This window comes from Escherichia sp. SCLE84, from assembly GCF_012584495.1.
Taxonomy (GTDB): domain Bacteria; phylum Pseudomonadota; class Gammaproteobacteria; order Enterobacterales; family Enterobacteriaceae; genus ECMA0423.
The window spans coordinates 259539-284419 of record NZ_CP051430.1; the positions used below are offsets into that span (position 1 = coordinate 259539).

The window sequence follows — 24881 nt, forward strand, 5'->3', positions numbered from 1 at the left end:
TTACTCCCTCAGCGTGATGGTTAATTCAACATTCTGCATGGTCTGCATGACAGTGCCCGACAGCGTCACCCCGGCGCGGCCTCCCGCTTTCCAGACAACGTCGATGGCATCCAGGGCAATGCGGGGTTCCCATCGTGTCAGCGCAATCACGGCAGCACTCATGCATTGCAGACGCGTGGTGTTATTCATGGGTTCGTCAATCAAATCAGGCACAAGGCTGCCATATTCCCGTCGCATAACCCGGCTTGCCAGTGGGGTGGTCAGGATGTCCCTGACTGACTGTTTCAGGTGCTCCATATCGTTCAGGTTTCCCGTTCCGTCCGGGTTCATTCCTGTGTAGCGGGTTGTCACTGCGGGCCTCCTGTCGAATCGCTGCCACCTTTCACGCCACCGTGTTTATGCGTATGCACGGTAATGCCGTTTGAGGTGAAATCGCCGCCGCTGTGCGTGATATTGCCGCTCATCTTTCCCCCTTTTGTGACGTCAAGCGTCGCCGTTCTCAGAAGGTTTGTGCATTCCACGACGGGCGTGTCCAGTGTCACGCTGACGGATGCCTGTAAAGTGGCCGTTTTCATGCCGCTGGCGCTCAGTGCGCCTGCGTCCGCGTCGTAGCGGAACACCGCGCCGTCCGGCGCGCTGATCACGATTTCTTTCAGGCTTTTGCCGGGGGCCGGATTGGCATCACTCCACAGGCTGCCAATTATCATGGCGGTTTCCGGGTTGCCGCCAATGCAGGCAATTACCACCTGTTCGCCTGGTGATGGCGGCAGCCACACATTGAAGGCTCCCGCGCGCGTGGTGTTCCAGCGCAACCAGCCTGTCTCCAGTTCGCCGCTGCGAACGCGCACGCGCCAGGACTTCTCATCAACTTCAGAGATGATCCCGGTGCGGATGATATTGCTCAGCAGTCGCATGAGTTCTGCGCTCACCGTACAGCCTCCGCAATCCGGCCCAGCACCGTGTTATAAATCAGGCGTTCATCTGCCTGACTGATGCCCAACAGCTCACGTACCGGGTAATCGGTGAAAATGCCCGGCGCAACCTGATCGCGCTCACCGAACTGATGAACGCGTGCAATACGTGCAGCCACGCCGCTGTAACCCACCGTCACACCGGAAGTATCCGCACGGGCTTTCAGGTAGCGGGCGGTGCGCAGTTTTACGAACATGGGGACGCGCTTTGTGCTGTCCTGGTTGATGCGCCGGGTGCGTATTTCCAGAAAGCGGTCGATGTCATCCCGGTAAAACGTGCGGATGTTGTTTTTATCCTCATCCCACCCGGTGATGGTTCGCCCGTATTTCCCCGTGTCGTGATGCCAGTTTTTCAGCGTGCGTGCTTCGTTATTCCAGATAAAGCGAATGCGTTCCTGTATCCGGGTTACGCGGCGTCTGCGTGGTGCCCATGCGGTCCCGTCCGGCGCTTTCTGTGACCGGATACGTGCCTGCTGGGTGCGACGTAAATCCTGTGCCAGCTTTCTGGCGATGTTATTGATGGCCTGCTGATTCAGGCTGTCGCGGATGGCCTCAAAGGTTTCATCCACGCGGGTGAATGCCTTATCCATCGCTTTCACCCCACGTCACATCCTGGAATACATGCGACCAGTCGCCTTCGGAAGATGGCAGGCGGGGTTTTGGCTCCGGCAGGTGTTCTGCCTGCGGTGTGCCCTGACTGCTGCGCGTGATGCGAACGCGTTCCCGCAAGGGGAGCGTAAACAGGAGATCGGCGCTGTCATCGTCATTGATAACGGCGGAGAATTTGATGTCCTGATTACGCTCAGGGTTGAGCAACAACTGTGGCTGATTTTGGGATAACCACGCCAGCAGCGGCAGCGTGAGGTCATCCAGCTCCCCGGCGTAATCCATGACAAACATCACCATCTGATAGCGGTAAACAAACGATGGGGTTTCTCCGGTCGTTTCAATGTTGCCGCTCTCCACGAAAATGGTGAATTTTTCCGGGTTGGCCTGACACCATCGGCATGAACGGGTCATGGCTTCACGCAGGGAATCAGTTTTCAGCATGGTTGTTATCCTCGTTGTTCAGTCGTTGCAGCCTGCGCTGTTCCAGTAATTCAATGGCCCGTTTATCCGCGTTACAGGTTTCCAGTGCATCCAGAAGGCGGTCGCCCCATATACCGAGATTTCCCCATGTGGGAGTATCAGGGAAGGGGGGAGGCGTTACCGGTATGGTCAGCGTCTGCGGTATAAGCCGGACTGACGGCGCTGGCCGTGGCGCGTTCTGCGTGCCTGCGCAGCCTGTCAGTAAAACGAGCGTCAGGCAAAGCGTGGGCGCATTCATCTTTTGCAATATCGTTGCGTAGCTGTTCACGTCTTACCTCTCCGTCCTGATTGCGTTGCTGATTTTCCACGCGGAGTTGCGCCAGCACCTGCTGCATATCCTGTACCCCAGCGCTGATAATATTCAGGGTGTCGGCGGTACTTTTCAGGGTGCTGGCCTGCGCTTCGTTTCTGGCGTTCTCCCGGCCCAGCGACCACGACAGACGCATGGATGTTCCCCATCCAGCAATCAGAAGGAAAGCGACGCCCAGCGTGGGCCAGAGCTTCATGCCGGATAGGCTCCGTGTGGTAACTGAAAATGCGGTCCGTCTTTCAGGGTCTTCCAGTCGCCGCCCCATTCCACCGGAATATTCAGTTCCCGGCTGGCCTGTCTGAATGCTGCTGCGATTTTTTCGTACAGCGGCCATTCCCATGACACCTGGCTACCGATATAAGCCACAACATCCACGGCATGTCCCGTAAGGTGGCGGCTGTTCATGGTCTGGCTCTTACCCGTGGCCACCAGTTGCTTCTGGCGGTAACGGCTGCGCAACCCTTCGGTGATACCAAAATCCACTTCCGAGATTTCCAGTGCCCGTCGGGTCACTTTCACCAGATCAGGATTTACGCCCTGCAAATTCTTTTCGCTCCGGCTGCTGAATTTAAATGTGTTGCTCATTCGTCCTTCTCCTTCACCCTGCGATTAAAGGCCGCAATAACCTTGTCGCGTGCTTTCTCTGCACCCATAAAACCGATTGATGCGCCGATAAACGTCACGGCATCTTCAGGAAACCCGAAGAAGCGCAACGACCCGGCCACGGCCATGGCAAGAACGCCGCACGCCAGCGATCCCGTTACGGTCTGAACCAGTGTTCGTCCGTCATAAAGACTCATCAGCGCGGAAATGCTGACCGCCGCGCCTACTGCATACACCGTTGGCAGGTGGTCAAAGAGCCACGCAATAACCTGCTCTGTGATCCCTGTTTGAATGGTGCTCACTGCTACTCCCCCCACAACTGAATCATTTCTCGTTTCTTCTTCTCCGGCTCCGGCATCTCCACTTCCTGCCCGGCGTCCAGAAATACCTGCTGACAGAGTCCGGGGTTGGCATCCAGCACCTTTTCGGTGACGCCCTGCGTCGTGCCGTAGTACCGGAAACAGAGCGAATCCACGGTGTCGCTTTCCAGTGCCTTCACTTTCATCAGCACAATTCCGCAAAGATTCGCGGGCGGCGCAGAATGTCAGAGATGGCCCAGCTCACATCGCGCCACAAATCCGATGTCTGTATATCCAGTGCGTCCGCCCGGCGGTCGCCCTTGTCCGTTGTGTCCGCATCGCGGTAACGCTCCAGAATCAGGGCGCGCGTGGCGGTATAAACAGCATTGCGCCAGTGCCAGAGATTGACGCTTTCTCCGTTAATTACGGGTGCCGGAACATCGGCCAGCGTCTGATGGCCAGCTGCCTGCTGTTCCTGCTGCCATGCTTCCAGCTCGCGGGTAACGTGTGCCACAGCCCCGGTGGCAGTATGCAGCAGGCGGGAGGTGGTCACGCGGCCCGGCAGTCGTACCGCCAGACGCAGCTCGCGCAGCACAATATCCGGCCAGAATGCACCCGCTGAAATGCGGGTATCGCCATCATCGGTATCGGTGATGTCGTCCTCTGCGGGTCCGGGTTCATTTCTGGCAACCATACTCATGGGGTTCACTCCTGAAAAAAATCGGGCGGTGGGTGCGCGGTGTAAACGGTCACGGAGTCAAACCGGAACACCGCGCACGCCGCCCGCTGACGGGGTCAGTCGTTAACCGCGCTTCGCCTTCTGCGTCGCGGTGGTTTTTCGTGTTGCAGGCTTCCGCGTTGTCTTTTTACTTTTGCTGCTTTCGTCCTGCGTCTGCTGTGCGCTGGCGTCTTCTGGTGCGGCTGCGGAATCGGCTTTTTTCAGGGCGCGGGAAAGGGTTGCAATCTCGCGTTTCACACCTGCGTTCGGGTTCAGGTGCATTGCTTCGCGCAGCAGCTTCAGTGACAGGGCCATGCCGTCCGCATCACTCAGACCACGACGGGCAAAGGCGCACGCTTTGCATAATTTGGCGCGCACTTCGTCCGGCATGTCCTGGTCGGTGACAATCTCCCGGAGGGTATCCAGTGGTTCGATAAAGGCGGATAAATCCGCGTCGGCATCCGTCCCGGCCTGCGTCAGTACCGGGTTGCAGATTTCTTCGGTCAGTACCGTGGCAGCAGTACGTCCAAAGTTATCCGGCATGATGAGGTTGTGACGGACCACATACGTACCAATACGCAGCGCCAGCGGAAGATCGCCGCAGTCAATTGCCCACACCATCAGCGTGGCAATCACTTCATCCTGCTGCCCGCCGTCAGCCTCCAGCGTTCCTTCAATCCAGCCGGAAAAGTCCGGCAACAACTCTTTTTTGATGGCGGCTTTCGCGCTTCTGGCCTGTACGCCCTTAAGCCGGGCCTGTGCCAGACGCAGACGATACAGCACCTCTTCATGCGCGGTACGCGCGGCGTGGTCCACGCCTTCATTCGCCCGGCCTGCGCGCTGTGCCATCACGTTCTGCCAGTGTTGCTGTGCAGGAGTAATCATTTTTTCTCTCCGTTACAGGCGGGCATGATTCCCGCCGTGAGTTGATTAGCTGTCGGCGAACTTCAGGCCAGTGACCATCGCGCACTTGCCATAGTCTTCAACGACATAAGCGTCATTGATGGACTGGTAGGTGGCGATGCGGTTGTATTCCGGTTCGTCTTTCATCAGACGACGCATTGAACCTTTCTGCCAGTAAATCGACAGGTTGTTGAACGAGGTGATCAGCATCGTTGCATCCGGGAAGAATGGCGCAAGGAACACGCCCAGCCCGCCAATGGTGCGCGATGACAGGATGAGCTGCCCGGCAAGTAATTCCGCATTGGGATTCTGGCCGCTGATGCTGTTCAGCACGGGCAGACGCAGCGAGTTAAACAGATTGCGCCCCATAATCACCACGAGGTCGTCAGCTTCCTTGTGCCATTCATCCAGCAGGGATGAACGCGCGTCCTGTACCAGTGCATCAGCGTTCGCATACTTACCCGCGTGCGCCACGGTGTTGTCCATGTTGCGGGAGGTCAGCGTCACGTCATTCATAACGCGTTCGCTGGCGTCGGTTCTGATGTGCTCCAGCCATCCCACGTTAACGTCCTGAAGCAGCTTGTTGGTGCTGAAGTTGGACTCATCCGCGTGAGACGTGCCGTTGAAACCGATCATGATGCGGTCAAGCGCCACCTGTCGGGCAATCTGTGCGCTGATGCGGGACTGAAAATCAGGGTGTGCCGACCAGGCATCAAGCTGCGGATACGAAATAAACGTGTCGTAGTTCACCTGTTCGCACTGGTATTTGCGGTTTTTCAGATCAACCACGTTATTCGGGTTACGGCGTTTTGTTCCGTCATAACTGGTATTCGTGCGTGCAATTGGCCCGGTGGTGTCCAGGAGGATTTTTTCGCCTTTCTGGTCGGTCACGCCGATCACGTTAATTCTTTTTGTAAATTCGGTGCTTTCCTTTGAGGCGTTTTCAAAACGCTGCTGTACCGAGGGTTCCACGGTAAATCGCGATACCAGTGCGGAAACCGGGATATTGTTAAGCGACGCCTGCTGCGCCATATAGCAACCCAGCTTGTTGCGGGTAATATCTGACATCACCAGATTCATAAAAAATTTGCTCCTTTGTCTTATCAGAAGTCAGCCAGCTGGTCGGAGGCTGCGCCCGTTGCGGTGAACCGGTTCTGCGGATCGCCGTCCTGCGTGCGCAGTTTTTCCTTCAGTGCTGCCAGCTCTGTGGTCAGTGAAGTGATTTTCTGGCTGTCCTGCTGATGGCGGGTTTCCAGTGCATTAAAACGGTCGATAATGTCGGCCTGTGACGTTGCGACGCCTTCCACCGCTTCCTGAATGCGGGAGAAACTGGCGTCATCCGCTTTGCGGCCACGGCCAATAATCCCCATTACGCGGTTAAACCACTGGGTGCCTTCTTCCTGGCGTTGTTCTGCCATTTCGATGATTTCAGACTCGATGGCTTCGGAGATAAGCGGTGCTTCACCCTGGACACTGTTGAACGTCATCACCGCCTGACGTTGCTGTGCCGTGAATTTCAGGCGCTCAGTGCCCAGGCTTGCCGGGGTGTCGGTCATCGCCAGCCCGACCAGATAGGCGCGCCCGTTAACGGAGAACTGCGGGTGCAGTTCGATACTGGAATAGATTTTCTTGCCGTCAGCGACAAGCTGCTTCATGCGCTCGGTCGGTTCGATTTCTGCATACAGCGCAGTACGTCCGGCCAGCGGGCCTTCCGTAATATCTTCCGTACTCAGCGCGGTGACATCGCCCATTGCGGAAAATTCGCTTGACGGGCATGGCGAGAGATAGTGCTCAACGTTCACGCGGGCAGCGTAAACATCCGGGTTGAAGTTCTCGGCGGCTTCACGCAGATGTACCGGACTGATTTCGCGGCCATCAACAGTTGATCCGGAGACAGCCACGCGAAACTTTTTGCGGGATGTCTTTTTTTTCATTAGCCATAGTTTTTGCCCCTCTGACTGGTTCTTCAGTCATGATGGCAAAGCGTAACAGGCTGATACAAAGGGCTTTTGTTGTAAGAAAACGGCCAGAACAGGGGGTTAAGGAGAACGGTTTCGCGCGCGGGTAATCTTCCTGTAATTACTCAGGGGGAGCAATGATTCAGGACGCTTTTGTGCGCCAGCGTGCGCGGCAACTTTACTGGCAGGGTTATCCGCCCGCAGAAATATCACGTCTGATGGGAATAAACCCGAACACGATTTATGCGTGGAAAAAACGCGACCAGTGGGATGAAACGCCACCCGTGCAGCGTGTCACGCAGTCCATTGATGCGCGCCTCATCCAGCTTACTGAAAAACAGAATAAAACAGGCGGTGACTTTAAGGAAATAGACCTGCTGACCCGGCAGCTTAAAAAGCTGCATGATGGCCAGCCGGATGTGATGGCCGCAGGAAAGAAAGGCCGGGCGAAAAAACTCAAAAATCATTTCACGCCGGAACAGATTGCCGCACTGCGGGAAAAAATCATCAGCAGGCTGGAGTGGCATCAGCGGGGCTGGTTTGACTCCCTGACCCTTTGCAGGGAAGCCGGGATACGTAACAGGATGATCCTGAAATCCCGACAGATTGGGGCGACCTGGTATTTTGCACAGGAAGCGCTGCTGATGGCGCTGCGTGACGATGTGGCGCAACCTTACCAGCGTAACCAGATTTTTTTGTCTGCGTCGCGTCGTCAGGCGTTCCAGTTTAAAAGCATTATTCAGAAGGCCGCGGCTGAAGTTGATGTGGAGCTGAAAGGGGGCGATAAAATCATCCTCTCCAACGGCGCAGAGCTGCATTTTCTCGGCACTTCTGCTGCGTCGGCACAGTCCTATACGGGCAATTTTTATTTTGATGAATTTTTCTGGGTCAGTCGCTTTGCTGAACTGCGCAAGGTGGCTGGCGCTATGGCAACCCTCAGCGGACTGCGGCGCACCTACTTCTCCACGCCATCCACCGAAACGCACGAGGCATACGCCTACTGGAACGGCGACCGCTGGAACGAGAAAAAGGCCTCGCATAAACGCCAGCGTTTTTCTGTGGACTGGAAAACGCTGCATAACGGACTTATCTGCCCTGACCGGACATGGCGGCAGATTGTCACGCTGGAAGATGTGGTTAATCACGGCTGGAAACACACCGATATTGACGAAATCCGCGATGAAAACACCGAAGACGAGTTCCTCAATCTCTACATGTGTGAGTTTGTCCGCGAAGGGGAATCGGCATTTAACCTGAATATCCTGATTGGCTGCGGCGTTGACGGATACGACGACTGGAAAGACTGGAAACCTTTTGCTCCCCGCCCGATGGGAAATCGTCCGGTATGGATTGGGTATGACGCAAACGGCAGCAGTGGCAACGGCGACAGCGGCGCGGTGTCCGTGGTGGTTCCTCCGGCTGTTCCTGGTGGCCGTTTTCGAACGGTGGAGACGCGACGCGTTCAGGGGCTGGAGTTTGAAGAACAGGCCAGAGTCATTGAAGAGTTCACGTGTCGCTACAACGTGGAACACATCGGCATTGATGTGACGGGCGGGAACGGGGAGGCTGTTTATCAGATAGTGAAACGGTTTTTCCCTGCTGCTATTCCGTACACCTTCACGCTGTCATCAAAACGGTCGCTGGTACTGAAAATGCTGCAAATAATGCGTGCCGGGCGGTGGGAATACGATCGCGCCGAACGCGAACTGGTCGCGGCCTTTAACGCCGTGCGTAAGGTGAAAACACCGGGCGGCTTTATCACTTACGAAACGGACCGCGCGAGGGGGATCAGCCACGGCGACCTTGCGTGGGCGACCATGCTTGCTGTCATTAACGAACCGATTGGCGGCGAAGGAGAAAACGAGCGTTTCACGGTTATGGAGTTCTGATGAGCAGAAAAAATAAAAAAGTGCGCATGAGTTCACGCATTGATCTCGCTGATGCGCTCAGGAAAGAATCATCGCTCAGTGCATTCACATTTGATGGTCCTTACCGCCTGACCGGGCATGACCTGCTGGACAATATGTACTGTGCTGATAACGGTCGGTGGTATGAAACCCCGGTGGACTGGTACGGTCTGGCAAGAGCTGCCCGGCAAACGTCCTGGCATCAGTCTGCGCTTTACTTTAAGCGCAATGTATTACTCGGTTGCTACATCCCGCACCCGCTGCTTTCCCGGCAGGATTTCTCGGCGCTGGCGCTGGACTGGTTTGTGTTCGGTAACGCATTTCTTGAGCTTCGAAGCAATATGCTCGGCGAACCGCTTAAATTACGGCACGCCCTGGCGAAATACATGCGACGCGGAAGCGATCTTGAATCATGGTGGTATGTGCAGGATGGCAAGGACGCGTTTCAGTTTCGCCCTGGCAAAGTGTGTCACCTGATGAATCCTGACATTAACCAGGAAATCTACGGCATGCCGGAATATCTCGGCGCATTACTCTCGGCCAGCCTGTCTCATTCGGCGGACATGTTCAGAAAACTGTATTACGACAACGGATCCCACGCCGGGTGCATCATCTACATCGGTGCAGCGCAGGTAAACCGCGAAAGCATGGACTCCCTGAAAGAAACGCTACAGGGTGCGCGTGGTGGTGGTGCGTTTAAAAACGTGCTCATTCATGCGCCCAACGGGGGCAAAGAGGGGGTGCAAATTTTGCCGTTCCAGCAGATCACCGCAAAGGATGAGTTCATGAATGTTAAGGCGGCATCCCGTGATGATGTGCTGGCTGCGCACCGCGTTCCGCCGCAACTGATGGGGGCGATGCCGGGCGAAAAAAGTGCGTTTGGTGATGTGGAGAAGGCAGCGCGGGTTTATGCAATTAACGAGCTGATGCCCGTAATGGAGGCCATGAAGCATATCAATGACTGGCTTGGCGAAGAGGTGATCCGCTTTAACCCTTACGCACTGCTGGACACTCAGCCCACATCCTGACGCGCTTCGCTTGTCTGCTGCTTCGCCGGGGCATAAAAAATTTATGCCCCGACTCTCCAGCTCCTGTATCAGTCAGATAATTTCACGACGTCTTCCAGCTTATCGCCACCATCGACGGTCAGACTCTTACGCAATCCCACCGCGTTGACTGCATGTTCTCGCCGCCTCAGTGCGATTTTGACGGCCTTACCTTTCACCCCATCAAATCAGAATCCCTCACGTATTTTTCACGCTCAGCGTGAGAAATACGGCCATTCTGTCGTGTCGCTGCGACATCGTTAAGGGGACGCTATTTACCCCCTGAAACGCGGGCTGTTCCCCCGTCACCTGCGCGCAGAAAAAGCGCGTTTTTTTGTGCACGCACGGATCCTTGACCGATCCAGCCGCCATGCGGGCCGGAAGGGCAAAAAGTCGTTCAAAAAAATTGTGCAAATTTGTGCGCTTTTGTGCAAAGAAATGCCCCTCAAATTGAGGGGCATTATGTCTTGAAGGATTACGAACGAATAGGAATTGATGTTTGCGGTTGAATTGGCACGAGCACCTGATTATAAGTACGTAAAATTTCGTTATACAGGTCTTGGTGCTTTGATGCCTTAATGGTAATTATAAGAGCATACTTGATTTTTTCTGCCTTATGGCTGGCTATGCTTGCACCGGCCTCACGAGCGTTATAATGAATGTCAAATACAGGATTTTTTAGAGTTGAACCTAGCATGTTCTTCGAATTATGTAAGACGGTCTCCCATTTGCCCATGTCAGAACGTCGCTCACTTTCAGTTGAATATTTGGCCAGTTCAAAGAATCCCTTGGTTTCAGCATTTTGTTTTCCGTCTTTGATTTTTGAATCATTTGGCCGGAATGTCACTTCCAAACCAGCTTTTGTATAGGAAGCTGGGTCTTGTGGATCAGTGGTTGTTGCATAACAGAAAGTTGCCGCTAAGTTTATTCTACCTTTCAAGCCACCTTCAGGTATTGGAAGAGGAGCGCGTAAGTATTTTCCTGGTTTCAATTCACCTTGGTAGACGATACGGGCAACACCATCAGGGCTGACTATAATGTCGTTCAAGTCTTCAGGAAGTTTTCCCCAGCCAACTTCTGTACAAGGATGATCAAGCTGTTTTGACGCATGAATTAACAAAGCTTTGATTGCTAGTAGGCTCAAATCGTTCCCTAAAATTGCCCGAACACCAACAGCTGCTCGTAAGGCGTAAGGAGAGGCAAAGCTTGTTCCTAGCTGGGGTATGATTACAGGCTTCTTACCTTTACCTAAAACATGAAAGTACTCGTCTGTGTCACCACCAAACGCAACTAAATCCGGTTTCATCACGCCAGGACTTCTGCCTGGCCCAATGGCGCTATATGGTGCTCGTTTCCATTCCGTATCATTAACTGTATCACAAGCACCAACAGCAAGAGCATTAACGCAATCGGCTGGTACTTGAATTCTTGCTTCATACAATTGATGATTTCTTTCTTGGTTATTTTTTCTTCTCGCTATTGCCTTTGTCCTGCAACAGACCCGCCTTGTGACGTGCGCGTTCAGTGGTTTCATTGATTCTCTGTGCGTGCTCTGCGTCACGGATGGCGCGCAGCATGTCAGAAAGCACGGTAACGGGAGTTTTCATGGTGTTCTGGTCCTGCTGAATTGTGGATGCCAGGCGTGCAGCGGCTTCAGGGTCTGATGCCCCGAGCTGTTTCAGATAGCTGGAAACCGGGTTATGGCGGATTTCCGTGCTGTTTACGCCGTGATTACGGCTCAGGCGCTGCCAGAGCTGCGTGATTCGGCTGTCCGGTCGGGTATCTGGTTTGCGTACAATTTCAAATCCCTGCGGTGCAATGATGCTGCCGTCAACGTACAGACTGCCGCCTCGTAACAGGTGCTGCATCTGCTGTTCACCGATATGCAGGCCGAGAGATTCGGCAGATTCCCGCCATTCTTTAGCGAGTAATTCGTGGTTATCAGGCAAAGGCCGCTGCTGTTTGCGGCTCTGTGTCCAGCTCTGCATTTCATCACTGCTGTTTTTTGCCTGTTTGTCACGAAGCGAACGCATCAGCGCCCGGCGTTCGTGCCGTTTCAGTGAGCGCATCCATTCGTTCACTTCAACGCCGTCAGGGAGCTGCGGCCACGGTGCTGGCCGTTCTTCCGGCTGTTCTGTCCCGTTGTTGTCCGTTTCCTGTACACGGGGACAGTTATTGCCACGAGTCCAAGGGGCGGCAGGGCCGCCCTGAAGGTCAAAACCATTTTCGCGGGCACTGTCTTCCGCTTCCGGTTTGCGTCTTACCAGCTTCCAGTTATCCGGATGCGTGCACACACGGGAGGATTCCCCGATGAGTGGTGACCAGATCCCGTAAATCTGTACGCTCTGTTCGCCGTAATCGTTCAGCTCATCGGCGAGGTCGTAGGCGGTGCGAATCAGGTAGTCTTTGCGTGGAACAAGTACGCCGCCCTGTTTCTCTATGTAGGTGGCAAAACATCCGGCATCAGCGGCGGCAAGAACCGCATCCATTGCGTCATCCTTCAGCCGTTGCGGGCCTTCTGGGTTGCGTGCCATCTGGCTGGCAAGGCGGCGCAGTTCACGCCATACCTGGCGGGAGGGGATGCCAAAGAACTGGAACTGGCGGACCCGGTGAAGGCGCGCCCAGCCGATGGCGCGTTCCACGCTCTCGGCCATTGATTTTCCGGTTTCGTGGTCAACGCGTGGCTTGCCCGTTTTCGGGTCGATGCCATCCACGGCACGGCTGTCCAGGTTTTTCCCGATGTAGGTGGCGATGTAGCTGGTCGGTGTGCCTTTTGAGCCGTCGACGTACTCCGCCTTAAAGCGTGGGGTAATATCATCACCCAGCTCGTGACGATCTTCCTGAATGGCAATATCGCGGGTGTGGGACACAATAGTGTCGATTTCTTCCGGATGAGCAAAGACCATCATATGCCAGTGCACGGTGCCGTCATGGTGAGGCTCCACCGTGCGGATGCCATACCAGCGCAGGCCGTCGCGGTTCAGTTTCTTGCGGACCGCCGCAAAAAACGTGTTAACCAGGTAATCGCTGGAGTCGCGCATGGTGGCCCCGTTCCATTTGGGATTCGGATGACCGTTCTCTGTTGTGGCGTGGTATTTTGACGGGCAGGTGACAGTCAGAAACACCGCTTTGTCGCCACGGGCTTCGGCCAGAAGTTCCAGCCCCTTCATGGTGGCCATCATTTCTGCCTTACGGTGAACCGGGTTACTTACTCCCGCGTAATACACTGTCTCGAGATCAATCGTGAACCCATCTTCGTTTTCCAGCATGAAACTTGTCAGGAAATCGCGTGTTTTCTCGCGCTGTGCGCGAAACTCGCTTAATGCGTCCTGGCTCAGATAGGGCGATGTTTTTCTGGAAACCAGACAGGCGGCGCGGAGTTGTTCTTCTCTCCACTCGCAACGTAACAGCCACAGTTTGCGTTTCCACCATTCCGTACAGGTCAGGCGAAGGATTGCGCCCGGCAGCAGCTCCGTGTCCGGTTCGTTCCTCCGGTCTTTATCTGTTGTCAGTGCGTCATAATGTGGGGGCATGATGTGCAGGTGTAACGCCATGCGGGCCAGCATCTGATACGCCTTCAGCGTTACATCCATGGTCAGTTCGCCATCGGTCGCGCCAAAGCCATCGCAGAGTTTTTCGAAGGTGCTGCTGAACATCGCCGCCGTCATGGTGGCCAGCGTCTGTATCTGGTGTTTGTTGAGCTGCGGCAGGTAAAGCAAATCGTCCAGGCGTTCGCGTCCGGCAAGGGAGCGATAACCAGGTGTCAGCCAGCGCCCGTCAGTGCGATCCAGACGTTCGAATATTTTGCGCAGGGTTCCGCGTGTATAGCGTTCCGCCTGCCAGCTCTTTTTGCCTTTCTGACGATCGGCTTCCTGCTTCTTGCGCAGGAAAGAGAGGTGGCGGCTCAGAGGTTCTCGCAGATAAACGGGAAGCGCCTTCAGTGTGGCAAAGGCACGGGCTACCGGGTCTTGTTCTGTTGCCCGGCGCTTACTGATGATGCTCTGTGCCAGCTTTTCACGCTGTCCGGCTTCCTCAAGGGATGCCATGAGTTTTTTACCCATGGCGGATTGTGCGAAAAAGGCTTCTTCCTTCGCTTCCTGTTCTTCCTGTGCCCTTTTGTCCGCCTCAAGGTAGTAACGGATGGCGCGTTGCAGGTCGGTTTCAGTTTCCTGCCTGCGCTCCGTAAATCTGGCCGGATCAATAGCTGGTCGTGGTTCATTCCAGCTCCATGCAAACGCACTCATGGCTGGTATCCCGTCACGCGCTGCCACTCCTGCGAGAAGAGGGCGGAAAGGCGGTTAAATTCAGCGGTGTATTCACTCAGCGAGGCACACCCGCCAGCAGTGCGATGCGCCAGCATTGCTGCAAACACGGAGGCCGGGGAGTCGTAATACGCCAGCAGTGATTCGCCGTGCGGTGTCAGGCAGTGCAACGCCAGTCCGTGTGGTGTGAAATCCACGCGGTAGCAGTCGTCTACTGTGAAATAAAGGGTGTCTGCATTCTCCGGTTTTGTGGTGCGTGCTCTGTTGTCACGACCACGGATGTAGAGATCAAATAACCCCTGAAGAACGGGAGCCAGACGGGTGTCCTGTGTGCGCACCCATCTTGTGAAGTCATGAGCGTCAATCATGCTGCAATTCTCTTTACTACAGATGTGCGAAGGCCTCCCGCCGCAAGGTGCAGGAAAGGCCCGGAACAGGAATTAATGGAGTTTGTTTTGCTGCTGGATGAGCTGTTGAAGCTCGTGCAGATCATCCGCCAGATAGCTGAAAACAGAGGCGGAATAAATGTTTGATAGTGCGTGGCTGCGCTCATGCAGCATATTGATGTGCATGATTTGCGCGACGCGTGATGCGCGGGAAAGTCTGCGGTTGATTTCAGTCTGGATGTGACGACGCTCCGCGATAGCGCGGTGCTGTTTGCGGTCTGCCATGGTGTGGCCTCTTTGCTCGGTGATAGAAATAACTCACCATCCAGAGTTGAGAATCTCGGGGTGGCGAGACGTACAGGGTTCTCAACACCGGAGAGCAAAGAATCCGGCCCGACCGAAGTCGGCCCCGTACGCCCCGCCATAATTCTGACGCGAAAAAGACGTGGCAATACAGTACGCACAAAAAAACCGCTTGCGCGGTTATGCGCTTTGCTCTGTATCGGGTTGAGAATCCCGGCACCCGTTTTATGAGGTGCAGCGGAAATGTAACCTGACCGATTGAGGCATGGCAAGCGGTTTTTTTGTGTGTGCATGTTCTGGTTTCTTACTGGTTCAGAAAAAAATCAAAAACCTTGTCAATGCGTTGCAGCAGCTCTTGCTGTATTGCTTCCGGCGTTTCCGGTTCGCCCGGCGCCTCCAACGTCGCGCAGAAATCAGCGATTTCATGATGGAGCGTCAGGCGAATGGCAGGAGCCGTGGTTCTGGCGTGCTCCAGCTCATCCAGCAGTGCCAGCACAGCAGACGGCGAGAGCATTGCGCGAAATGCCAGTAATTTTTGAGGCGTTGCCATTCGTTGCAGGGCAAATGCCAGTTCGCGTAGCTTCTGGTGGTTGATGGTGCTCATGCTCTGGCTTCCTTCAGTAGCTGGTTAAACATGTGAGTAAGTGGATTGCTACACCCGAACGGCATCGGGTTTACGTGGTAAGAAGCCTGGCCTCCTGTTTTGCGAGCGCGACCACCTGTGCTGCGGTTTGTTCTGATGACTAAGCCGCCGCGCCAAAGTCGGCGTAACTCAGCATTAATGGCTGTGGTTGGGGTATTCAGTGCTGCGGCGATCTCTCCGCCGCTACACCCCGGATGAGTAGCGATGTAGTCCAGAATGGTCATCTGCGTGGCTCCTGTACCTGTCGGATAAGATTTACTCGCGCCACGTTGGTGGCGCAGAAGTAAGTGCCGTCAGTGAGGTAGATGTGGTGTGCATCCTTTTCCGAACGATGTTTGTCGATAGTGGTAATCAGGCGTTCGTCGACCTCGTATTCGCGCCCTCTGGAGGTAAAGCGAACGACGGAAAAATGCTTAATTGCCATTGCGCCCCCTTTGTCCAGTAACCCTATGCGTTAAATACGGCACGTTGCGCGTCATCAATGAATACAGCTTGAGAGCGTTCTATCAGGCGGAGATTTGTCAGAAGCTCTGACTCTTTTGTGTGGTAAGACGTTATCAGGTATTTGCCGTGCAGTTCGGCAATAATGGTGTATTGCAGCATCATTGCTGAACCAAGAATATAAATGCAGCGTCCAATGCTGGACGGATTCATGGCTGCAACTGTTGACTGTGTTTTAAGAGTGTCGATTTCTTTGCTCTGTTCCTCAATAATTTTGGCTGCGTCAGCGGTGATTTTTGCAATGGTCAGTGCGTGAAGTGCTGCCATATGTTGGCTACGCTTCACGGCATCTTTAGCCATTTCATCTTCCGCTTCTGATATTTTTTTTAATGTGTCGATAATGCCTTCTTCTTTTGCGTTCATTTTATATCTCCGTTATTTACGTGTGCGAATACCTCCGCGAATGCGGATAGTTTTCAGGTTTTCGGGTTTAATCTGGTGTTTTGTTTAAGCTGTTATTCGTCAGTGAAAAAGCGTTCAATCTTTTTTACTGAATGAATAATTCGCATAATCCCAATGGCGCAGGCCACCGAAATAATCAGAACAAGCCATGAGATAAATATACTCATGCGATATTCCCCAGCTTATACGGTTCAATATGTTCCCCGCATTCTGCGGCACAGATCAGCTCGGAAAGTTCGTTAAGTGCATCCAGATCATCAGCGTAAAAAGCGACGTCATACAAACTCCGGATTGCCCTGGTCAATGAGTCACGGGCTGCACGTTCAGCATGAGCGCCTGATGCACTTAAGCGAAAATAAAATCGTTCAAGTGCTTTATTAATGAGAGTTTTATATTCTTTGCCCATCGCAACGCCCTTTAATCTGCTTTCTGAATTTCAGCTTCTGAATCCATACAAATAATTTCGATATAGGGTTCATCGCCATTAACCTGACGTGCCTTTTCAGCTTCGCTAATGATTTCTCGTACGGTCTGGTACGGAAGCTCCACAGTCAGGCGCGTACCGTTCAGATAAACGTAAGTAGCTGCGTTTTTTTCGGATGGAACAACTCCGTCAATGGCTGATGCGCGTAATAACAGTTCACCGCGAAAATCAATAAAACGGATAAATACACCTTGTGCATGCTCTTTGGTCATAAAGCACCTGTTAAAAATCAGCCTGTTTAATAAAACTTTGCCCGCGAAGCAGACGATCAACCGTGCGAAGTGCTTCGTATAATGTGAAATCCTGCCCGAAGTGATTGTCGCCGCAGTTCAATGCAAAAATGCGGTTTCCGGTAAACGGATTGCGTGGGCATTTGTGGACCACGATTCCAGCTTTCTCAATCAGCCAGGCATGTTCGCCGATTTGTTTTACAGCGTGGCCATCCGGTGTTGCGTGCGTCTCGTTCAGGTTATAGCGACTGTTACTACGTGATGCACTGGTAGCGACGTGGTGTACATGGCGTTCTACGCCATTACGAAATTTGGAGTATGGATTATTAGCGTTTTTTTTCATGATGGTGCTCTGTTCATTGTTTTAGCTGTTAGCCAAAGCGTCTTTTAACATCGCCACAAGGTTTACTTCAGGCTTTTCCATTTTGGCGCGTTTGGGGCGGATAATAATTCGACCGTCAGCCAACATCTTTTTGCATGTATTAAGAGGGATACCTGTTATCTCTGCATATTTCTGCAGGGATACATAGGGGGCATTCACATTGATATTGATGGTTATACCTGACATCCCACTAGCCTCCTGATCAGGAAGATTTGTTTTGTTCTTTCTGGGTTAGCTCTAGGCCGCGAAGGAAGATCATGCGCGCCATGTTAGAGGATGAGCGTTGTTCTTTAGCTGCCATTTCATCAATGACGGCTCGCTCCTCGAGGGACAGCCGAAGTGCCAGTCTTGGACCTGTGGCGGTGTTACGCGGAATGCGTGATCTGGTATCGTGAAGAACTTGTTTCATAGTGGTATATTGTGATCATCTAATAGCTCGTGAAATCATTTTGGTATCAAAAAAGATACCTGTCAAGGTTTTTGTATGAAAAATGATATTGGTCAGCGGTTGCGTGAGGAAAGGGAAAGATTGGGACTTAGTCAAGTTGCCATGAGCGACATTGGTGGAGTCAAAAAGCTAACTCAGCTTAGATATGAGAAAGGAGATAGCTTTCCTGATGCTGCGTATTTGGCAGCGCTGTCTCGTTTTGGCCTTGATGTTCAGTATGTTGTGTTGGGAATTCACTCACCTGAAACTTATAACGATGATGAGCAGGAATTGATTACTCGCTTTCGAGCAGCTTCGTTAGATGTGAAAAACGCGGTGATTGGGGCTTTAAAAGGTGCGATCAGTGAAAAGGAAACTCAGCCATCAGGACGTGAGTTAAATATTTCTGGTGGTAATAACCGTATCGCTGGTCGTGACTATAACGAAACTAAGGGTAGGTGATAGTAGGGAGGTGACATGGCCGTCAACTCAAACGGTTCAAACAATCGCGTTGCTGGGCGTGATTTTCACGAAAAGAATATTCAGATAGAGCGATATGATGGTTCTCATACCGTAAATATCGCAATCCCTTCGAATAATGATGATGACGATCGCCCTTTGCTTAAGGCTCAGCGTAAGGAGCTAAATAGCTTGGTTGCTGCTATTGCAGAAGCTAGCAATACTGAAGCGTTTATTATTTGGCAAAAAGTACATGCGGAGATTGGTGTAGCTGGTATTGATGATATGACAGTAAATCAATATAAAACAGCGGAGAGTTTTCTGCATGCAATGCTTGAGCGATGTAAAGATCATGATGCCTGTAAGGCTCTTGTAAGTTTATTACTACGTAACAGTGAAGACTGTGGACTTCGACAAAAACTTCTGCGGTATTGCCATATCAATTTCGGTACAGGACGTTTAAACGATCTTACTCGTTCTCAGTTACAGTCTGCATTGTCGTGGTTAGAGCAACAATCGGCATCAAGCCACACAGAGAGTTCGACCTTACCAGAAGTCCGACTTCGTGCTTCAGAATTAATCCGACTTTATCCAAAAGAAATAATATTCTTTATCTGCGTAGGGGTTTTGGTAGGCGGTGTCATTTCTAGGGCGTTTTTTAATTTGTAATCTTACTTGAGCTAAATTGAGGTAATGATATGAAAGTAAAAAAGGTTCAACTATTAGTTACTTTTTTATCTATGTTTTCTTTTTCCGCCGTCGCAATGCCTTTTAAAACTATTGAACGTGAGAGTTTCAATGGGGTATGGCCATTTAATACTGATGAGGTTCAATTACAGTGTCTTGATGGTAATCCTTATGTGATGAATTTTGACGATAATAAGTTATATGCACTTACAGGTTTGGCTCGAATAAAAGGTAAAACATTTGGTGCGTTACCGTTAGATAACAATAATCCATTTTGGCTAGATAATGATGCCGCCCCAGGGTTAAAAAAGAGTCTGGGGGATGTCACTAAGGCTGCATTTGATTTATGTGATAAGTAACTAAAATGTCGGTTCGTAAGATTCCATCAGGTAAATGGCTTTGCGAATGTTATCCCTACGGGGCATCGGGAAAACGCATTCGTAAACAGTTTGCGACAAAAAGTGAGGCGCTCTCTTATGAGCGCCGTTTAATGAATAGTAGAGTTGGAGACGAGTTTCAAGATGGTTCTGGTCCTCGTCTTTCTGAGTTGATTGCTCGTTGGTTTGAGATGTACGGTAAAACCTTGTCCTCTGGTGCAGAGCGCAAAGTCAAACTTGAGGCGATTTGTTCCAGGCTGGGAGATCCATTTGCTTCTCAGTTTGACAAAAATATGTTTGCTACTTATCGGGAAAGAAGGCTATCAGGAGAATGGAATCCCAAGGGGAAGAAAAAACTTAGTGAAGCAACCGTTAATCGCGAGCAGTCATATCTACATGCTGTTTTTGCCGAACTGAAGCGCCTTGGAGAGTGGTCTGGTGAAAACCCCCTGACTGGTATTCGCAAGTTTCGTGAGGAAGAAAAGGAACTGGCGTTTCTGTATGTAGATGAGATTGAACGCCTTCTGATTGCGTGTGATGAGTCACGGAATAAAGATTTGGGGGTTGTTGTCCGTATTGGGCTTGCGACTGGTGCTCGGTGGAGTGAAGCAGAAGGATTAAAGCAATCTCAAGTACTGCCCGGTCGAATCACATTTGTTAAAACTAAAGGAAAGAAGAACCGCACTGTACCGATTTCACCTCAATTGCAAGCTATGCTTCCTAAAAAACGAGGAGCGCTATTTTCACCATGTTATGAGGCTTTTGACGCTGCAATTAAGAGAGCGAAGATCGAGCTTCCTGATGGGCAATTAACTCATGTGCTACGTCACACGTTTGCCAGTCATTTTATGATGCGGGGCGGAAATATTCTTGTGTTGCAAAAAATACTGGGGCATAGCGATATAAAAATGACTATGCGTTATGCGCATTTTGCTCCAGGTCATTTAGAGGCTGCTGTTGAATTGAACCCTTTTGACAATAGAGGGTAAAAAGTGGCGATAAAAAGTGACAATAGATTCAAATGGCGTTGTATAGAGCCATTTTCAAAGTTAATAAAATCATAAGGTTATGATTTATAAATGGTGGTTGATAGTTTTTAAAATCCCTCGGCGTTCGCGCTGTGCGGGTTCAAGTCCCGCTCCGGGTACCATGGGAAAGATAAGAATAAAATCAAAGCAATAAGCAGTGTCGTGAAACCACCTTCGGGTGGTTTTTTTGTGCCTGCAACTTGTCGTTACACCCTCCCTAATTTTTAATCACCAGCAAAGCCACTCAAAAAGTATCTCTGATACGGACCGGCATGTAAGATAGGTGCTGGCGAGTTGAGATCCACAAGGAAAAGCGTATGAAAACGGGACCGTTAAACGAAAGTGAGTTGGAATGGCTGGACGATATTCTGACCAAATACAACACTGACCACGCCATCCTTGATGTGGCGGAGCTGGACGGTTTATTGACGGCGGTGTTGAGTTCTCCGCAAGAGATTGAACCGGAACAGTGGCTGGTTGCCGTGTGGGGTGGGGCTGACTATGTGCCGCGCTGGGCGTCAGAGAAAGAGATGACGCGCTTTATGAATCTGGCTTTTCAACATATGGCCGATACCGCAGAGCGTCTGAACGAATTCCCGGAGCAGTTTGAGCCGTTATTCGGCTTGCGAGAAGTTGATGGCAGCGAGCTGACGATTGTTGAGGAGTGGTGCTTTGGCTATATGCGGGGCGTGGCACTTTCTGACTGGTCAACGTTGCCCGATTCGTTAAAACCAGCGCTGGAGGCGATTGCGCTGCACGGTACTGAGGAAAACTTCGAGCGGGTAGAGAAAATGTCGCCAGAAGCGTTTGAAGAGAGCGTAGATGCCATTCGACTGGCGGAGCTTGATCTACATGCGTACTGGATGGCGCATCCGCAGGAAAAAGCTGTTCAGCAACCGATCAAAGCAGAAGAGAAACCGGGGCGTAACGATCCTTGCCCGTGCGGTAGTGGTAAGAAATTTAAGCAGTGCTGCCTGCATTAAGAGGTCAAATTGGGTGTCAGCGTTAATTCTGGCACCCAATAAGGAATTTGAGGCTATCTGATCACCCCACTTCTGGTAACAACCCTGCCGCAATCAAAAATTGCACGCCAATCACAGCAATACCACAGAGAAACACCACCACCAGCGCCGGACGACCACCTTTCACCCGGTAACCCGCCTGAGGATTGTGCTTTCTGCTTTGCCAGGTCAACAGCGAAGGGATAATCAATGCCAGTACCGCCAGCGCCACACCGGCGTAACCCAGCGCCATCACAAATCCTCGTGGATAAAACAGTGCAAACGCCAACGGCGGCAGAAAGGTAATTGCACCAGTTTGCAACCGTCCACCAACGGTATTTGAACGCTGAAATAAATCAGCCAGATAATCAAATAAGCCTAACGCAACGCCGAGAAATGACGTGGCGAGGGCTAAATCAGCAAATAAATGCACTGCCAGCTCAACATGCGGAGAGGCCACCATTTCGCGTAATGCCTGTAACAGCCCGTTTAATCCGGCATGATTAGCCAGCAATCCCATAAAGGTTGTTGAATCAATGCTGCCAAGCGTTGCCACCTGCCAGAAAATATATGCCACCAGGGGGATCGCACTACCGGTTATAAACACCCAGCGTAGCTTACGAACGTTGCCATCCATATAGCTGACAATACTCGGCACGCTACCGTGAAAACCAAATGAGGTAAAAATCACCGGGATTGCAGACAGAGCCAGCCCCTGTTGCAACGGCAGGGTTAAAAGATTCACTTTGTGAATATGCGGCAGCAGTAGTACCAGCATTACCACCAGAAAAATAATCTTGGCGCTGAACAGAAAACGGTTAAATAAATCGACCAGTGAAGTTCCGACACAAACCACGCCACCGGCAACAAAAGTGAACAACAGCACGCCAGCGGTTGCCGACATTGAAATACCTGTCCAGTCGCTGATGCTGGAGGCCAACAATTCACCGGCACCGCTGATGTATGCCGCAGTCAGAGCATACATTAAGAACATCATACTGAAGCCCGTCAGCCATTGACCGTAGCGTCCCAGATAGCGTTTTGCCAGCGTGCCCAGACCGGTATCTGCCGGAACATGCTGGTACACCTCCAGCAGTAATAGCGCCGTGTAGCACATCAACGCCCAAAGCCCAATCAACAAGATTAACGTAACGCTAAAACCAACACCGGCCGCAGCCAGCGGCATTGCCAGCATGCCTGCGCCAATTGTGGTTCCCGCCACGATAAAAACACTTCCCAGGGTTCTGTTTTTCACGCTTTCTTCTGTCCTGACGATCTTTATGAGTGATATCTGCGGCGCAGGTTAAGGCATAACGGCTGCTTCGTCAAACTGACGTTACATATGGTGTAAATATAAATGTACAATAAAAAGCATTCAGTCCTGCGCTGGCGCAAAGTCTTCATAAGCGGCAATCGCTACGCTAGGCTTTTTTTGAGGAGGGACGATGGACTCTATTCACGGTCATGAAGTGTTAAATATGATGATTGAATCAGGCGAGCAATATACGCATGCCAGTCTGGAAGCTGCGATTAAAGCGCGTTTTGGTGAACAGGCACGTTTTCACACCTGCTCGGCAGAAGGGATGACAGCGGGAGAGCTGGTAGCGTTTCTGGCAGCAAAAGGCAAATTTATACCTTCGAAAGACGGTTTTTCGACCGATCAGAGTAAGATTTGCCGTCACTGATTTGAAACGGCGGCAGTAAACCTGCCGCCGGAGAGCATTAGTTTTGTGTGTCGAGGGTAGAGAGTTCTTTGTCGATAAAATACAGACCTTCGCCGCTTTTGCCTGCCAGGCTTAATTTATCAATAATCGATTTGAACAGTTTCTCTTCTTCATGCTGCTCAGAAACATACCATTGCAGGAAATTAAATGTTGGGTAGTCCTGATTGGTCATTGCAGCATGAGCCAGTTCGTTAATTTTCTGGGTGATTAATTGTTCGTGTTTATAGGTTTCCTGGAATAATTCATCAAGTGAGGAATATTCAGCAAACGGAGATTCAACGGTATTAATACGCGGTAAATTGCCGGTATCAGTCAGGTAATCAAACAGACGCTGCATATGCGTCATCTCTTCCTGGGCGTGACGGCGCAGGAACGCGGCAGCACCTTCGAAGGTATGATAGCTGCACCAGGCGCTCATTTGCTGATAAAGCAGTGAAGAGTACAGTTCCAGGTTCATCTGCTCATTAAGTTTTTCAATCATTTCTGGTTTCAGCATGATAGTGCTCCACAAAGGTTATATTTGTTGCTGTGGCGTCACTATAATTTGTTATTTTATTATTTGCAAAAGGTAAAATATAAACTTCAATTATTAAAAATACGAATGGGAATAAAACGCATTACCGCTATTTCTTTAATCAGCGAAGATCCCCTCGCTGATTAAAATATTTAGAGAAAGACAGGGAAGGCGGAATGATGGCACTGATATGACAAAGTGAATTCCGTATTCAAACATAAGGAACCCGCAAAAAGGCTACAGTTGCCTACTGGCTGACCAAAGGGGACCGCGTGGGTATAGCCTTCCTGCTGGCATGCGCGATCGGCGATCCCGCGACTGACATAACGATCGGTATGGGCATGCTGCAAAAAAGCCTGGTCATAAACTAACCGTACAATACCTGTTGCCGCGTCAACTTCGCTCACATGGGCTTGGCGAGTAACCGTACACCCCGCCAGCGTTATTAATGAAAGAGTCAGAATCAGAAGTCTCATGGTCCAGCCAGAAGAGTAAGAGAAAGCACTATTTTACGCGTTACAGTGCTGCGACAATGGCCGGAAAAGACGCCTGGCAGGCGCTATTTCTTGCCATCTGTAGGTGTCAGAAATAGGGGGGCTGTTTTTTGATTATCATTTTTATAACATTAAAGGGGTATTTATGTGATTTGTATCACATAAAGATTGATTTTTGTGATGGTTGTCATATTATAAGCGCAAAGACAATAACACCTGTATAACAAATGGTCGGAGTGCCGCGATGAAACTGCGCAAAATCCTGAAAAGTATGTTCAATAACTATTGCAAGACGTTCAAAGACGTACCGCCAGGCAATATGTTCCGATAACAAAAAACCTGCTCCGGCAGGTTTTTTTGTGTCCTGATGACGGTGGATGTGACTATCGCTGAAGATGTGAAGCCGCTACTATAACGGCTTTCAAAATGCTATCAGGAGTTTACGATGTCCCAGCCGCTGAATGCCGATCAGGAACTGGTTTCTGATGTGGTTGCTTGCCAGTTGGTTATCAAACAAATTCTGGATGTTCTCGATGTAATCGCGCCCGTTGAAGTTCGTGAAAAAATGTCCAGTCAGCTGAAGAATATCGACTTTACTAACCATCCCGCCGCCGCAGACCCGGTCACCATGCGGGCAATCCAAAAAGCCATCGCGCTTATTGAACTCAAGTTTACCCCACAGGGTGAATCCCATTAAAAAAACCGCTGCTTCAAACAGATGAGGCAGCGGTTTCTCAAAACCTTCATCGGCGCAATGCATTAGCGCCGATGAT

40 protein-coding genes are annotated in these 24881 nt (G+C 51.4%); 11 read left to right on the plus strand and 29 right to left on the minus strand.

Translation table 11 applies throughout. The features are described 5' to 3' along the window. From HGD79_RS01380 to HGD79_RS01435, 12 genes are all read right to left on the minus strand, one after another. Entirely contained in the window at positions 1-351 is a 351-nt protein-coding gene (locus HGD79_RS01380; RefSeq protein WP_000213447.1) for a GPW/gp25 family protein, read from the minus strand. Further along, positions 348-914, minus strand: a complete 567-nt coding sequence (locus HGD79_RS01385) for a phage baseplate assembly protein V (protein WP_077248893.1) — start codon at positions 912-914, stop codon at positions 348-350. Before HGD79_RS01385 ends, HGD79_RS01380 begins: the two co-directional genes overlap by 4 nt. 11 nt (positions 915-925) lie before the next feature. Further along, positions 926-1561 carry a phage virion morphogenesis protein gene (locus tag HGD79_RS01390; RefSeq protein WP_000356367.1) on the minus strand — a complete coding sequence of 212 codons (636 nt, stop codon included), beginning with the start codon at positions 1559-1561 and terminating at the stop codon, positions 926-928. Continuing rightward, positions 1554-2021 (minus strand): phage tail protein, encoded by a 468-nt coding sequence (locus tag HGD79_RS01395; RefSeq protein ID WP_000920602.1) that lies wholly within the window; start codon positions 2019-2021, stop codon positions 1554-1556. The genes HGD79_RS01390 and HGD79_RS01395 overlap by 8 nt, the downstream gene beginning before the upstream one ends. A 137-nt stretch (positions 2022-2158) precedes the next feature. Continuing rightward, entirely contained in the window at positions 2159-2566 is a 408-nt protein-coding gene (locus tag HGD79_RS01400; protein ID WP_000780572.1) for a DUF2570 domain-containing protein, read from the minus strand. Then, complete coding sequence (locus HGD79_RS01405; RefSeq protein ID WP_000072327.1) at positions 2563-2955, minus strand: M15 family metallopeptidase; 393 nt, start codon at positions 2953-2955, stop codon at positions 2563-2565. The genes HGD79_RS01400 and HGD79_RS01405 overlap by 4 nt, the downstream gene beginning before the upstream one ends. Then, positions 2952-3275: a phage holin family protein gene (locus HGD79_RS01410; RefSeq protein WP_000104350.1), complete on the minus strand. Its 324-nt coding sequence runs from the start codon at positions 3273-3275 to the stop codon at positions 2952-2954. Before HGD79_RS01410 ends, HGD79_RS01405 begins: the two co-directional genes overlap by 4 nt. Positions 3276-3277: 2 nt before the next feature. Further along, positions 3278-3478: a tail protein X gene (locus tag HGD79_RS01415; RefSeq protein ID WP_000864913.1), complete on the minus strand. Its 201-nt coding sequence runs from the start codon at positions 3476-3478 to the stop codon at positions 3278-3280. Further along, complete coding sequence (locus tag HGD79_RS01420) at positions 3478-3972, minus strand: head completion/stabilization protein (RefSeq protein WP_168848260.1); 495 nt, start codon at positions 3970-3972, stop codon at positions 3478-3480. Before HGD79_RS01420 ends, HGD79_RS01415 begins: the two co-directional genes overlap by 1 nt. A 102-nt stretch (positions 3973-4074) precedes the next feature. Continuing rightward, on the minus strand, positions 4075-4875 hold the full coding sequence (gene gpM / locus HGD79_RS01425; protein ID WP_168848261.1) for a phage terminase small subunit: 801 nt from the start codon (positions 4873-4875) through the stop codon (positions 4075-4077). A gap of 45 nt (positions 4876-4920) precedes the next feature. Beyond that, on the minus strand, positions 4921-5973 hold the full coding sequence (locus tag HGD79_RS01430) for a phage major capsid protein, P2 family (protein ID WP_001055112.1): 1053 nt from the start codon (positions 5971-5973) through the stop codon (positions 4921-4923). A 23-nt stretch (positions 5974-5996) separates the two neighbouring features. Next, positions 5997-6827, minus strand: a complete 831-nt coding sequence (locus HGD79_RS01435) for a GPO family capsid scaffolding protein (RefSeq protein WP_168848262.1) — start codon at positions 6825-6827, stop codon at positions 5997-5999. A 161-nt stretch (positions 6828-6988) separates the two neighbouring features. On the opposite strand from HGD79_RS01435, the gene HGD79_RS01440 reads away from it, so the two are divergent. Together HGD79_RS01440 and HGD79_RS01445 are read left to right on the plus strand one after the other, a co-directional pair. Next, entirely contained in the window at positions 6989-8740 is a 1752-nt protein-coding gene (locus HGD79_RS01440; protein WP_000613781.1) for a terminase family protein, read from the plus strand. Then, a complete protein-coding gene (locus HGD79_RS01445) occupies positions 8740-9786 on the plus strand; it encodes a phage portal protein (RefSeq protein ID WP_000087812.1) in 1047 nt (348 codons plus the stop codon). Before HGD79_RS01440 ends, HGD79_RS01445 begins: the two co-directional genes overlap by 1 nt. A 68-nt stretch (positions 9787-9854) precedes the next feature. On the opposite strand, the gene HGD79_RS26810 is transcribed toward HGD79_RS01445, so the two are convergent. From HGD79_RS26810 to HGD79_RS01510, 14 genes are all read right to left on the minus strand, one after another. After that, entirely contained in the window at positions 9855-9983 is a 129-nt protein-coding gene (locus HGD79_RS26810; RefSeq protein ID WP_262220551.1) for a hypothetical protein, read from the minus strand. A gap of 296 nt (positions 9984-10279) precedes the next feature. After that, positions 10280-11338 carry a S8 family serine peptidase gene (locus tag HGD79_RS01450; protein ID WP_247653385.1) on the minus strand — a complete coding sequence of 353 codons (1059 nt, stop codon included), beginning with the start codon at positions 11336-11338 and terminating at the stop codon, positions 10280-10282. Beyond that, the gene (locus tag HGD79_RS01455; RefSeq protein WP_032267970.1) at positions 11265-14048 is read right to left on the minus strand and encodes a replication endonuclease; all 2784 of its coding nucleotides are present in this window, start codon (positions 14046-14048) and stop codon (positions 11265-11267) included. Before HGD79_RS01455 ends, HGD79_RS01450 begins: the two co-directional genes overlap by 74 nt. After that, entirely contained in the window at positions 14045-14434 is a 390-nt protein-coding gene (locus HGD79_RS01460) for a hypothetical protein (protein ID WP_000564228.1), read from the minus strand. The genes HGD79_RS01455 and HGD79_RS01460 overlap by 4 nt, the downstream gene beginning before the upstream one ends. 72 nt (positions 14435-14506) lie before the next feature. Further along, positions 14507-14737, minus strand: coding sequence for a hypothetical protein (locus HGD79_RS26475; RefSeq protein WP_000775058.1), 231 nt, complete (start codon positions 14735-14737; stop codon positions 14507-14509). Positions 14738-15059: 322 nt separating this feature from the next. Then, on the minus strand, positions 15060-15359 hold the full coding sequence (locus HGD79_RS01470; protein ID WP_000104296.1) for a hypothetical protein: 300 nt from the start codon (positions 15357-15359) through the stop codon (positions 15060-15062). Then, on the minus strand, positions 15356-15622 hold the full coding sequence (locus tag HGD79_RS01475) for a MarR family winged helix-turn-helix transcriptional regulator (RefSeq protein WP_000153707.1): 267 nt from the start codon (positions 15620-15622) through the stop codon (positions 15356-15358). Before HGD79_RS01475 ends, HGD79_RS01470 begins: the two co-directional genes overlap by 4 nt. Then, entirely contained in the window at positions 15619-15822 is a 204-nt protein-coding gene (locus HGD79_RS01480) for a hypothetical protein (RefSeq protein ID WP_000985163.1), read from the minus strand. The genes HGD79_RS01475 and HGD79_RS01480 overlap by 4 nt, the downstream gene beginning before the upstream one ends. Positions 15823-15845: 23 nt before the next feature. Then, the gene (locus tag HGD79_RS01485) at positions 15846-16262 is read right to left on the minus strand and encodes a hypothetical protein (RefSeq protein ID WP_168848263.1); all 417 of its coding nucleotides are present in this window, start codon (positions 16260-16262) and stop codon (positions 15846-15848) included. A 92-nt stretch (positions 16263-16354) separates the two neighbouring features. Further along, a complete protein-coding gene (locus HGD79_RS01490; RefSeq protein ID WP_000021654.1) occupies positions 16355-16468 on the minus strand; it encodes a hypothetical protein in 114 nt (37 codons plus the stop codon). Next, positions 16465-16707, minus strand: coding sequence for a DUF4754 family protein (locus HGD79_RS01495; protein ID WP_000514277.1), 243 nt, complete (start codon positions 16705-16707; stop codon positions 16465-16467). The genes HGD79_RS01490 and HGD79_RS01495 overlap by 4 nt, the downstream gene beginning before the upstream one ends. A gap of 11 nt (positions 16708-16718) precedes the next feature. Then, positions 16719-16997, minus strand: a complete 279-nt coding sequence (locus tag HGD79_RS01500; RefSeq protein ID WP_000159462.1) for a hypothetical protein — start codon at positions 16995-16997, stop codon at positions 16719-16721. A gap of 10 nt (positions 16998-17007) precedes the next feature. Beyond that, positions 17008-17358 (minus strand): DUF4761 family protein, encoded by a 351-nt coding sequence (locus HGD79_RS01505; RefSeq protein ID WP_029364413.1) that lies wholly within the window; start codon positions 17356-17358, stop codon positions 17008-17010. A gap of 21 nt (positions 17359-17379) precedes the next feature. Further along, entirely contained in the window at positions 17380-17583 is a 204-nt protein-coding gene (locus tag HGD79_RS01510; RefSeq protein ID WP_000014504.1) for a DNA-binding protein, read from the minus strand. 71 nt (positions 17584-17654) lie between these two features. On the opposite strand from HGD79_RS01510, the gene HGD79_RS01515 reads away from it, so the two are divergent. From HGD79_RS01515 to yecA, 6 genes are all read left to right on the plus strand, one after another. Beyond that, positions 17655-17792, plus strand: a complete 138-nt coding sequence (locus tag HGD79_RS01515; RefSeq protein WP_001673482.1) for a hypothetical protein — start codon at positions 17655-17657, stop codon at positions 17790-17792. An 89-nt stretch (positions 17793-17881) separates the two neighbouring features. Beyond that, positions 17882-18286 (plus strand): transcriptional regulator, encoded by a 405-nt coding sequence (locus HGD79_RS01520; RefSeq protein WP_000786769.1) that lies wholly within the window; start codon positions 17882-17884, stop codon positions 18284-18286. A gap of 15 nt (positions 18287-18301) precedes the next feature. Continuing rightward, positions 18302-18952: a hypothetical protein gene (locus HGD79_RS01525; RefSeq protein ID WP_000290349.1), complete on the plus strand. Its 651-nt coding sequence runs from the start codon at positions 18302-18304 to the stop codon at positions 18950-18952. 29 nt (positions 18953-18981) lie between these two features. After that, complete coding sequence (locus tag HGD79_RS01530; RefSeq protein WP_000865208.1) at positions 18982-19329, plus strand: DUF2511 domain-containing protein; 348 nt, start codon at positions 18982-18984, stop codon at positions 19327-19329. A 5-nt stretch (positions 19330-19334) separates the two neighbouring features. Continuing rightward, a complete protein-coding gene (locus HGD79_RS01535; RefSeq protein ID WP_001300279.1) occupies positions 19335-20336 on the plus strand; it encodes a tyrosine-type recombinase/integrase in 1002 nt (333 codons plus the stop codon). Positions 20337-20692: 356 nt separating this feature from the next. Next, positions 20693-21358 carry a UPF0149 family protein YecA gene (gene yecA, locus HGD79_RS01540; protein WP_168848264.1) on the plus strand — a complete coding sequence of 222 codons (666 nt, stop codon included), beginning with the start codon at positions 20693-20695 and terminating at the stop codon, positions 21356-21358. A 61-nt stretch (positions 21359-21419) separates the two neighbouring features. Here yecA and tyrP read toward each other — a convergent pair whose 3' ends face one another. Further along, positions 21420-22631, minus strand: coding sequence for a tyrosine transporter TyrP (tyrP, locus tag HGD79_RS01545; RefSeq protein WP_000797573.1), 1212 nt, complete (start codon positions 22629-22631; stop codon positions 21420-21422). Positions 22632-22821: 190 nt separating this feature from the next. On the opposite strand from tyrP, the gene HGD79_RS01550 reads away from it, so the two are divergent. Continuing rightward, on the plus strand, positions 22822-23061 hold the full coding sequence (locus tag HGD79_RS01550) for a YecH family metal-binding protein (RefSeq protein ID WP_000377225.1): 240 nt from the start codon (positions 22822-22824) through the stop codon (positions 23059-23061). A 37-nt stretch (positions 23062-23098) separates the two neighbouring features. Here HGD79_RS01550 and ftnA read toward each other — a convergent pair whose 3' ends face one another. Beyond that, positions 23099-23596 (minus strand): non-heme ferritin, encoded by a 498-nt coding sequence (ftnA, locus tag HGD79_RS01555; protein WP_000917208.1) that lies wholly within the window; start codon positions 23594-23596, stop codon positions 23099-23101. A 170-nt stretch (positions 23597-23766) separates the two neighbouring features. Continuing rightward, positions 23767-24090: a YecR-like lipofamily protein gene (locus HGD79_RS01560; protein ID WP_001237869.1), complete on the minus strand. Its 324-nt coding sequence runs from the start codon at positions 24088-24090 to the stop codon at positions 23767-23769. Between the two features lie 262 nt (positions 24091-24352). Between HGD79_RS01560 and azuC the strand changes: the two genes are divergently transcribed. Together azuC and yecJ are read left to right on the plus strand one after the other, a co-directional pair. Continuing rightward, positions 24353-24439 (plus strand): stress response protein AzuC, encoded by an 87-nt coding sequence (gene azuC, locus HGD79_RS01565; protein WP_010723106.1) that lies wholly within the window; start codon positions 24353-24355, stop codon positions 24437-24439. Positions 24440-24553: 114 nt separating this feature from the next. After that, positions 24554-24805, plus strand: coding sequence for a DUF2766 family protein YecJ (gene yecJ, locus HGD79_RS01570; protein WP_000082127.1), 252 nt, complete (start codon positions 24554-24556; stop codon positions 24803-24805). The last annotated feature ends 76 nt before the right edge of the window (positions 24806-24881 follow it).

What these genes read in the sequence shown, in the direction of transcription:
- HGD79_RS01385 (WP_077248893.1), bottom strand. Translation starts at nt 914, where the DNA reads ATGCGACTGCTGAGCAATATCATCCGCACCGGGATCATCTCTGAAGTT.
- HGD79_RS01390 (WP_000356367.1), bottom strand. Translation starts at nt 1,561, where the DNA reads ATGGATAAGGCATTCACCCGCGTGGATGAAACCTTTGAGGCCATCCGC.
- HGD79_RS01395 (WP_000920602.1), bottom strand. Translation starts at nt 2,021, where the DNA reads ATGCTGAAAACTGATTCCCTGCGTGAAGCCATGACCCGTTCATGCCGA.
- HGD79_RS01400 (WP_000780572.1), bottom strand. Translation starts at nt 2,566, where the DNA reads ATGAAGCTCTGGCCCACGCTGGGCGTCGCTTTCCTTCTGATTGCTGGA.
- HGD79_RS01405 (WP_000072327.1), bottom strand. Translation starts at nt 2,955, where the DNA reads ATGAGCAACACATTTAAATTCAGCAGCCGGAGCGAAAAGAATTTGCAG.
- HGD79_RS01415 (WP_000864913.1), bottom strand. Translation starts at nt 3,478, where the DNA reads ATGAAAGTGAAGGCACTGGAAAGCGACACCGTGGATTCGCTCTGTTTC.
- HGD79_RS01420 (WP_168848260.1), bottom strand. Translation starts at nt 3,972, where the DNA reads ATGAGTATGGTTGCCAGAAATGAACCCGGACCCGCAGAGGACGACATC.
- gpM (WP_168848261.1), bottom strand. Translation starts at nt 4,875, where the DNA reads ATGATTACTCCTGCACAGCAACACTGGCAGAACGTGATGGCACAGCGC.
- HGD79_RS01430 (WP_001055112.1), bottom strand. Translation starts at nt 5,973, where the DNA reads ATGAATCTGGTGATGTCAGATATTACCCGCAACAAGCTGGGTTGCTAT.
- HGD79_RS01435 (WP_168848262.1), bottom strand. Translation starts at nt 6,827, where the DNA reads ATGAAAAAAAAGACATCCCGCAAAAAGTTTCGCGTGGCTGTCTCCGGA.
- HGD79_RS01440 (WP_000613781.1), top strand. Translation starts at nt 6,989, where the DNA reads ATGATTCAGGACGCTTTTGTGCGCCAGCGTGCGCGGCAACTTTACTGG.
- HGD79_RS01445 (WP_000087812.1), top strand. Translation starts at nt 8,740, where the DNA reads ATGAGCAGAAAAAATAAAAAAGTGCGCATGAGTTCACGCATTGATCTC.
- HGD79_RS01450 (WP_247653385.1), bottom strand. Translation starts at nt 11,338, where the DNA reads ATGAAACCACTGAACGCGCACGTCACAAGGCGGGTCTGTTGCAGGACA.
- HGD79_RS01455 (WP_032267970.1), bottom strand. Translation starts at nt 14,048, where the DNA reads ATGAGTGCGTTTGCATGGAGCTGGAATGAACCACGACCAGCTATTGAT.
- HGD79_RS01460 (WP_000564228.1), bottom strand. Translation starts at nt 14,434, where the DNA reads ATGATTGACGCTCATGACTTCACAAGATGGGTGCGCACACAGGACACC.
- HGD79_RS26475 (WP_000775058.1), bottom strand. Translation starts at nt 14,737, where the DNA reads ATGGCAGACCGCAAACAGCACCGCGCTATCGCGGAGCGTCGTCACATC.
- HGD79_RS01470 (WP_000104296.1), bottom strand. Translation starts at nt 15,359, where the DNA reads ATGAGCACCATCAACCACCAGAAGCTACGCGAACTGGCATTTGCCCTG.
- HGD79_RS01475 (WP_000153707.1), bottom strand. Translation starts at nt 15,622, where the DNA reads ATGACCATTCTGGACTACATCGCTACTCATCCGGGGTGTAGCGGCGGA.
- HGD79_RS01480 (WP_000985163.1), bottom strand. Translation starts at nt 15,822, where the DNA reads ATGGCAATTAAGCATTTTTCCGTCGTTCGCTTTACCTCCAGAGGGCGC.
- HGD79_RS01485 (WP_168848263.1), bottom strand. Translation starts at nt 16,262, where the DNA reads ATGAACGCAAAAGAAGAAGGCATTATCGACACATTAAAAAAAATATCA.
- HGD79_RS01490 (WP_000021654.1), bottom strand. Translation starts at nt 16,468, where the DNA reads ATGAGTATATTTATCTCATGGCTTGTTCTGATTATTTCGGTGGCCTGC.
- HGD79_RS01495 (WP_000514277.1), bottom strand. Translation starts at nt 16,707, where the DNA reads ATGGGCAAAGAATATAAAACTCTCATTAATAAAGCACTTGAACGATTT.
- HGD79_RS01500 (WP_000159462.1), bottom strand. Translation starts at nt 16,997, where the DNA reads ATGACCAAAGAGCATGCACAAGGTGTATTTATCCGTTTTATTGATTTT.
- HGD79_RS01505 (WP_029364413.1), bottom strand. Translation starts at nt 17,358, where the DNA reads ATGAAAAAAAACGCTAATAATCCATACTCCAAATTTCGTAATGGCGTA.
- HGD79_RS01510 (WP_000014504.1), bottom strand. Translation starts at nt 17,583, where the DNA reads ATGTCAGGTATAACCATCAATATCAATGTGAATGCCCCCTATGTATCC.
- HGD79_RS01515 (WP_001673482.1), top strand. Translation starts at nt 17,655, where the DNA reads ATGCGCGCCATGTTAGAGGATGAGCGTTGTTCTTTAGCTGCCATTTCA.
- HGD79_RS01520 (WP_000786769.1), top strand. Translation starts at nt 17,882, where the DNA reads ATGAAAAATGATATTGGTCAGCGGTTGCGTGAGGAAAGGGAAAGATTG.
- HGD79_RS01525 (WP_000290349.1), top strand. Translation starts at nt 18,302, where the DNA reads ATGGCCGTCAACTCAAACGGTTCAAACAATCGCGTTGCTGGGCGTGAT.
- HGD79_RS01530 (WP_000865208.1), top strand. Translation starts at nt 18,982, where the DNA reads ATGAAAGTAAAAAAGGTTCAACTATTAGTTACTTTTTTATCTATGTTT.
- HGD79_RS01535 (WP_001300279.1), top strand. Translation starts at nt 19,335, where the DNA reads ATGTCGGTTCGTAAGATTCCATCAGGTAAATGGCTTTGCGAATGTTAT.
- yecA (WP_168848264.1), top strand. Translation starts at nt 20,693, where the DNA reads ATGAAAACGGGACCGTTAAACGAAAGTGAGTTGGAATGGCTGGACGAT.
- HGD79_RS01550 (WP_000377225.1), top strand. Translation starts at nt 22,822, where the DNA reads ATGGACTCTATTCACGGTCATGAAGTGTTAAATATGATGATTGAATCA.
- ftnA (WP_000917208.1), bottom strand. Translation starts at nt 23,596, where the DNA reads ATGCTGAAACCAGAAATGATTGAAAAACTTAATGAGCAGATGAACCTG.
- HGD79_RS01560 (WP_001237869.1), bottom strand. Translation starts at nt 24,090, where the DNA reads ATGAGACTTCTGATTCTGACTCTTTCATTAATAACGCTGGCGGGGTGT.
- azuC (WP_010723106.1), top strand. Translation starts at nt 24,353, where the DNA reads ATGAAACTGCGCAAAATCCTGAAAAGTATGTTCAATAACTATTGCAAG.
- yecJ (WP_000082127.1), top strand. Translation starts at nt 24,554, where the DNA reads ATGTCCCAGCCGCTGAATGCCGATCAGGAACTGGTTTCTGATGTGGTT.